At 74.0% G+C, this 6,337-nt stretch carries 6 protein-coding genes; 2 read left to right on the top strand and 4 right to left on the bottom strand.

The window, feature by feature from the left end; all coding sequences use genetic code 11:
* Positions 1-84 precede the first annotated feature (84 nt).
* From ACZ4EF_RS22075 to ACZ4EF_RS22090, 4 genes are all read right to left on the bottom strand, one after another.
* The gene (locus ACZ4EF_RS22075) at positions 85-984 is read right to left on the bottom strand and encodes a MauE/DoxX family redox-associated membrane protein (protein WP_467506167.1); all 900 of its coding nucleotides are present in this window, start codon (positions 982-984) and stop codon (positions 85-87) included.
* 11 nt (positions 985-995) lie between these two features.
* On the bottom strand, positions 996-1,625 hold the full coding sequence (locus tag ACZ4EF_RS22080; protein ID WP_355343736.1) for a cell wall protein: 630 nt from the start codon (positions 1,623-1,625) through the stop codon (positions 996-998).
* Between the two features lie 11 nt (positions 1,626-1,636).
* Entirely contained in the window at positions 1,637-2,059 is a 423-nt protein-coding gene (locus ACZ4EF_RS22085; protein WP_188284393.1) for an RlpA-like double-psi beta-barrel domain-containing protein, read from the bottom strand.
* 731 nt (positions 2,060-2,790) lie between these two features.
* Positions 2,791-3,366 (bottom strand): Lrp/AsnC family transcriptional regulator, encoded by a 576-nt coding sequence (locus ACZ4EF_RS22090; protein ID WP_391164102.1) that lies wholly within the window; start codon positions 3,364-3,366, stop codon positions 2,791-2,793.
* Between the two features lie 145 nt (positions 3,367-3,511).
* Here ACZ4EF_RS22090 and ACZ4EF_RS22095 point away from each other — a divergent pair, with 145 nt between their 5' ends.
* Complete coding sequence (locus ACZ4EF_RS22095) at positions 3,512-5,077, top strand: FUSC family protein (RefSeq protein WP_467506170.1); 1,566 nt, start codon at positions 3,512-3,514, stop codon at positions 5,075-5,077.
* An 83-nt stretch (positions 5,078-5,160) separates the two neighbouring features.
* Positions 5,161-6,207: a lactonase family protein gene (locus ACZ4EF_RS22100; protein ID WP_467506172.1), complete on the top strand. Its 1,047-nt coding sequence runs from the start codon at positions 5,161-5,163 to the stop codon at positions 6,205-6,207.
* Positions 6,208-6,337: the final 130 nt, after the last annotated feature.

Here is a 6,337-nt window from a genome sequence, read left to right on the forward strand (position 1 = left end):
CCTCCTCCCCCCCCCCCCCCCCCCCCCCCCCCCCCCCCCCCCCCCCCCCCCCCCCCCCCCCCCCCCCGCCCCGTCGTTCTCGGGTCAGTTGACCAGCGGGAGGAGCTGAAGGCGCTCGGCCGCCGAGATGAGCGGGTCCACGTCGACCGGCTCCTCCGTGACGTCGTCGATGACGGACACCCGCACCGCGGGCACGGGCGCCGTGTCGATGGTCGCCGCCAGGTCGAGCGCGAACAGCACGTTCACCGGCCGCGCCCCGCGCGAGTCCTCGTGGACGCCCGCGAACCGCAGGATGCGCCAGCCCTCGTCGTCCCAGTGGTCGAGCAGGGCGGAGCGGACGACGGGAGCCGTCGCCTGCCAGGCCAGGGAGTTCTCCAGCAGCTCCACGGACGCCGCGACCGGCACCCGTTCGCCGGAACCGCTCAGCGGATGCCCGAGGACCCGCAGCCGCAGCTTGCGCAACGGCCGCAGCCACCGCTGGTCGAGGTCGGTGGACAGACCGAGCAGCACCGCCGCGGCCACCACCAGGACGACGGCCGACGGCACCGGATCCCCGCCGATCCGCGACCACCACGTACGGTCGGCGGCCACGGCGGCCAGACCGCCCACGACGACCAGACCGGCACGGGTGAAGGACCGCCAGCCGACCGGCCCCTCGTCACGGGCGCTGCACCCGCAGGACGACTCGGGCGCCGTCGCCCGCGCGTACCCCAGATACGCGGTGAAGCCCGCGCCCAGCACCGCCGTTGCCACGGCGGGCGCCACGGCCTCGGGAACGGCGAGCAGCGCCGCCGCGATCAGCAGCTCGACCGCGCCCACCGCGCGCAGTGCCCGGGTGGCGCGGTGGCCGTTGCCCAGGACCCGCACCAGGACGGTGTTCGCGGCCAGTTGGGCCGTACGGCGGCCGAAGAGCTTCGGCGCGCCGGTCACGGCGAGCAGGACCCCGCACAGCAGCGGCGCCAGACTCGGGATGACGGAGATCATCGCGCTCCCTCCTAGTGGCCGACGGTCACGCGGGCGATGTCGACGGTGTCGTCCTCGGGACGCCAGGCGCCGAGGATCTGCGCCGACTGCCCGATCCGCACCCGCGACAGGTCCGAGGTGAGCGCGCCGCCCAGGTACGAGGCGGTGGTCGTCTCGGTGACGATCCGGCCCACGACGGCGTGGTTGTTGCCGTGCGTGAGGTGCAGCCGGTCCTTGGCGATGCCCTGGATCTCGCAGAAGAGATTCACGATGTTGACCCACACCGCGTCGGCCGCGATGGTGCCGTCGGGCATGTCGACACCGCGCGCGTACAGGCCGTCGCCGACCTTGATCTCCGCCGCGGTGGTGGGGCGCAGCTTCCAGACGCTGGTGGCGTTGGTGAGCTGGATGAGGTGCTGGTCGCCGTAGGAACCGGCGACCTCCAGCACGGTGCCGTTGATCGCGGTGATCCGGCCCTCGGCGAACGCCGACTTGGAGATCGCCGGGTCGAGCGACGGCATCGGCGCGGCGAAGGCGGCGTCCGCGTCGATGCCGCCGAGCGCGGTGGCGCCGACGATGGTCGCACCGCCGAGCGCGGCGGTGGTGAGGAAGCGCCGGCGGTCCATCCGGCCGCGGCCCGCGGGATTCTGGTCGTGGCTCATGTCGGTCCTCCTCACTCGTAGATGTAGACGGGGAGCTTGCCGGAGCTGAGATTGCCGATCGCGGAGAACGCGGCCGGGGTCAGGTCGATGACCCGGTTGGTGCGGCAGACGCCGTTGCAGCACGCGGACTCGCCGCAGAAGCTCTTGGTGCGCGGTCCGCAGTCGGAGACCGTGACGCAGACCGTCGCGCCGGAGCACTGGTGCTTGACGTTCATCACCGAGCCGCAGCCGCGGCGCGCGATCGTCTCACCGCACAGGTCGGGCCGGGTGATGTCGAAGCACGCCTGGGAGGCGTTCGGCCACGCCGCCTGGTGGGCGTTGGACTGGCAGGTGCCGCAGGCACCGGTGCCGGTGCTGCCGCAGGGGCCCCAGGCGCTGCCGCAGCAGAACCAGGTGGTCTCACCTGCCCAGAGACTGGTCGATCCGCAAGCCATGTCGATTCCCTTCGCTCGCGCGCAGGTGTTATGACCTGCGCATGACAACACAAGGTGCGTGCCGCGCCATGCGTGACACGTGACACGGGGCCGCCGGTGGGGACGGCGGCGGTGCTGGGTGTTCGGCGTCCGGGATGCGCGCGCTCGCGGGGGAGGTGGGGCGACGGGCGGGACCGCGAGGCGGTGGGGCGGTGTGGCGTGAATCGCACGGATGCGCGAGGTGCATGGTGCGCTCGATGTGTGGGGGGATATTGGGGGGTTCGGGTGCTGTGAGTGCTGAGGGTGGCGCGGGTCCTGTGGGGATTCCGGGGCATGTGGGGACGCCGGGAGAATTGCATGCCCATGACAAGGTGTGCGTCGGATGGGTCGGCAGTGATGGTGGAACACGGCCATGATGCGCGCTTCTACGCGCGTCCGCCAGAGGGCGGGAGACACGAGAGGCCCTTGGGGCGGGCGGCACGAGCCGGACGGTGCGGGGTACCGGGCGTTGGCCTCGGGCATCACGGCCGCCGCGCGCCGCGCGGACGCGTGGGCCGTCTTTCGCGGGGTGCCCGGGATGTCGTGATCCAGCCAGCCGCGGCCACGGCGGCTCGCGTACGCCTACGATCTGCCGCCTGCCGCCTGCCGCCTGCCGCCTGCCGCCTGCCGCCTGCCGCCTGCCGCCTGCCGCCTGCCGCCCGCCGCCCGCGTATCGGGCGCGGTCGCTGGGGGTGTCGCCCGGCGGTGAAGGGCTACCGGGTCGCCCGCTGAGCGCCACCGCCTGATCCGTCGCCCGATCCGGCGCCGGGCCCCGGGACCCCGGCCGCCCTGCCGCCCGGTCCGCCCTGGCGTCGGGTCGCCGCGCTGCGGCCCACGGCTTCCACCAGCGGCAGCACGCGGTACGGGACCCGCTCGCGCAGGGCGATCTCCGTACGGGTGCGGACCACGCCCGGCAGTTGGATCAACCGCTGGATGATGTCCTCCAGATGGGCGTTGTCGCGGGCCGCGACCCGGGTGAGCAGATCCCCGCCGCCGGTGATCGAGAGCGCCTCGATGATCTCCGGCACGGCCGCGAGCGCTTCGCCCACGTCGTCCAGGCGCCCCTGCGTCACCTCGATCCGCACGAAGGCCAGCACCGGGTGGCCCAGCGCGGCAGGCGACACGCGTGGTCCCGCCGTGGTGATCACCCCGTCCCGCTCCAACCGGTCGAGCCGGGCCTGGAGGGTGCCGCGGGCCACGCCGAGTATGCGGGCGTACTCGCGGACGCTGGTGCGCGGCTGCTCCAGCAGCAGCCGCAGGATGCGGGTGTCCAGTGCGTCGACGGCCATGGGCCACTGGTCTCCTCATGGTCGATGACAGGGCACCCTCACCGTACCAATGGCACAGCGCCGAGCGACCAGTTTGAGCCACTGCCCGCTCGGGTGCTTTCCTGGTGGTGACGATGGCGTTGCGGTCCTCCGCAACGCCTTTGCCATGTCCGGCGCCGACCGCCGCCGGGCACCCGTACCGGACAGGGGTGGAACCGCACACGTGAAGAAGTTGTTCGTCGCACCGGATCCGGGCCGCGCGCGGCTGCGCCACGCCTCCCGCGCCGTCCTCGGCATCGCGCTCGCCGTCACCGCGGCGGGCCTGGCCGGATTTCCGCTGCCCGCGATGTGCGGCGGCGGTCTCGCCGCGCTGCTCGCCTTCTTCGTCGTCGCCGACCCCCGCGTCGGCCAGCAGGCGGTCACCACCGCCCTGATGCCCCTGACCGGACTGCCGGTGCTCACCGCCGCGGCCTGGCTGCACCCGTACCCGCTCGCCCGCGACGCCGCCTTCGTCGCCGTCGTCCTCGCCGGGGTCTACGTCCGCCGCTGGGGCGCCCGCGGCCACGCGCTCGGCGTCTTCGGCTTCATGATGTTCTTCATCGCGCAGTTCCTGCACGCCGTACCGGCCGAACTCCCCGAGTTGTACGCGGCGATCGGCCTCAGCCTCGCCGTCGCCGCCACCGTCCGCTTCGGCCTGTGGTGCTACGAACGCGGCGCCGCTCCCGTACCGGCCATCTCTCTTGTCCAACCGCCCGGTCTGCGCAGGCCGACCACCCGGCAGGCCGTCCAGGCCGCGACCGCCGCGGCCGGAGCCCTCGCGTTCGGCCAGGCACTGTCGGAGGACCGCTGGTACTGGGCGGTCGCCACCTCCTGGTGGATCTTCGTCAACACGGCGTCGCGCGGCGAGACCCTGGTGCGCGGCTTCCGCCGCGTGCTCGGCACCGCGCTCGGCATCGTGGCCGGATTCGCCCTCGCCCTTCCCCTGCACGGCGCCCCCGTACCGTCCGCCGTCCTCGTCGCGGTGTGCGTCTTCGGCATCTTCTACAGCGCGGCCGTCTCCTACTCCTGGATGACCTTCTTCGTCACCGTCATGGCCGGCTCCCTCTACGGGCTGCTCGGCGTCCTGCACCCGGCGCTGCTCCTGCTGCGCCTCGAGGAGACCGGGGCGGGCGCGCTCTGGGCTGCCCTCGCCGTGCTGCTGGTGCTGCCGGTCACCACGCACGCCGCCACCGACGCCTGGATCCAGCGCGCCCTGGAATCCGTACGCGACTTCACCGCGCAGGCCGCCCGGCACCTCGCCGGTGAACCCGGCGCCGACCTGGCAGGACGCGCCGCCGAACTGGACCTGGTACTCGGCCGGGTACGCGCCTGCCTGGCGCCGCTGGTGCACCCGCTGAGCCCCCTGCGGGCCCGCAGAGCGCGGGCCGGTCACGTACTGCGCCTCCTTGACGCCTGCGCCCACCAGGTGCGCGGCCTCGCCGAGGTCGTCGCCCACCCCGAAGCGGGCCACGACGAGCGGCTGTCGGCCGCCTGCCGACGGGTCGAGGACGCCGTGCGCCGCCTGGTCGTACGCGGCGTCGAGGCACCGGAACCCCGGCCGGAAACGCCCCGGGACGGCGTGGGACATCCGCACGCCGAACGCGCGCTCGGCCACCTGCGGGTCCTGGAAACGGCGCTCACCGACCTCGCCGCCCCCCTGCACGCCGACCCCCGGGCGCCGCTCGCCGCCTGACCAGTGGGACCCGGGGGCGACGCGGCCGCCGTCAGGTACTAATCTCAGCCGCCGTACAGACATCAGGCGGAAGAGGTACGGCAGTGGCCGGGCACGTTTACATCGGGTCGTTCACTTCGGCGGGCGGGCGAGGGCTCACCACGGCCGCCGTCGACCCGGACACGGGAGCGCTCACCGCGCTCGGCGACACCGCCGAGGTGCAGAATCCGTCCTTCCTCGCCCTGTCCGACGACGGGCGGACGCTCTACACGGTCGGCGAGACCGAGCCGGAGGGCACCGCCGCCGCGTTCTCGCTCGCGGACCCGGCCGCGCCCCGGCTGCTCGGCGCGCCCGTGCAGGTGCACGGCGGCTGGCCCACCCACCTCGCCGTCCACCGCGGCCACCTGCTCACGGCCAACTACGCGGAGCCCGGCAGCGTCAGCGTCCTGTCCATCGGCGAGGACGGCGCGCTCGGCGGACTGCGCTCACTGCTGGAGCACGAGGGCGACGGCCCCCACCCCGAGCGCCAGACCGGGCCGCACGCGCACGCCGTGCTGACCGACCCCAGCGGACGCTGGGCGGTCAGCGTCGACCTCGGCACCGACTCGGTGCGGGTCTGCGAACTGGACACCGACAGCGGCGAGCTGGAGATCGAGCGCGAGCTGGGACTGCGCTCCGGGATCGGCCCGCGCCACCTCACCTTCCACCCGGCCGGCCACCACGCCTATGTGATGAACGAACTCGACTCCGTCGTCACCGTCTGCCGCTGGGACCCCTCCATCGGCAGCCTGCGCCCGCTCGCCGAGGTCCGCGTGCTCCCCGACGGCACCGAGGGCGAGAACTACCCCTCGGAGCTGGTCGTCTCGCCCGACGGCCGCTTCGCCTGGGCCGCCAACCGCGGCCACAACAGCATCGCGGTGCTCGCCCTGGACGAGACGGGGGAGCGGCTGGAACTGCTCGACACCGTGAGCTGCGGCGGCGACTGGCCGCGCCACCTGACCCTCGACCCGTCGGGCACCCGGCTGTACGCGGCCAACGAGCGCTCCGGCGACGTCACCTGGTTCGACGTCGACCCGGGCACCGGCATCCCCAAGCAGGCCGGTTCGCTGGCGCTGCCCGCCGTGTCCTGCGTGCTCTTCGCCCGGGCCTGACACCGCGGCGGCGGGCTCGCGCGGCCCGCACGACGAGGAAACGGCGCGGGGGGGGGGGGGGGGGGGGGGGGGGGGGAGCCCCGCTCGATGTTGCCTCCGTTCTCCTCCTTCCCCCCTTTTTGGCGTGCCG

Source organism: Streptomyces sp. NPDC025721 (genome assembly GCF_055558595.1).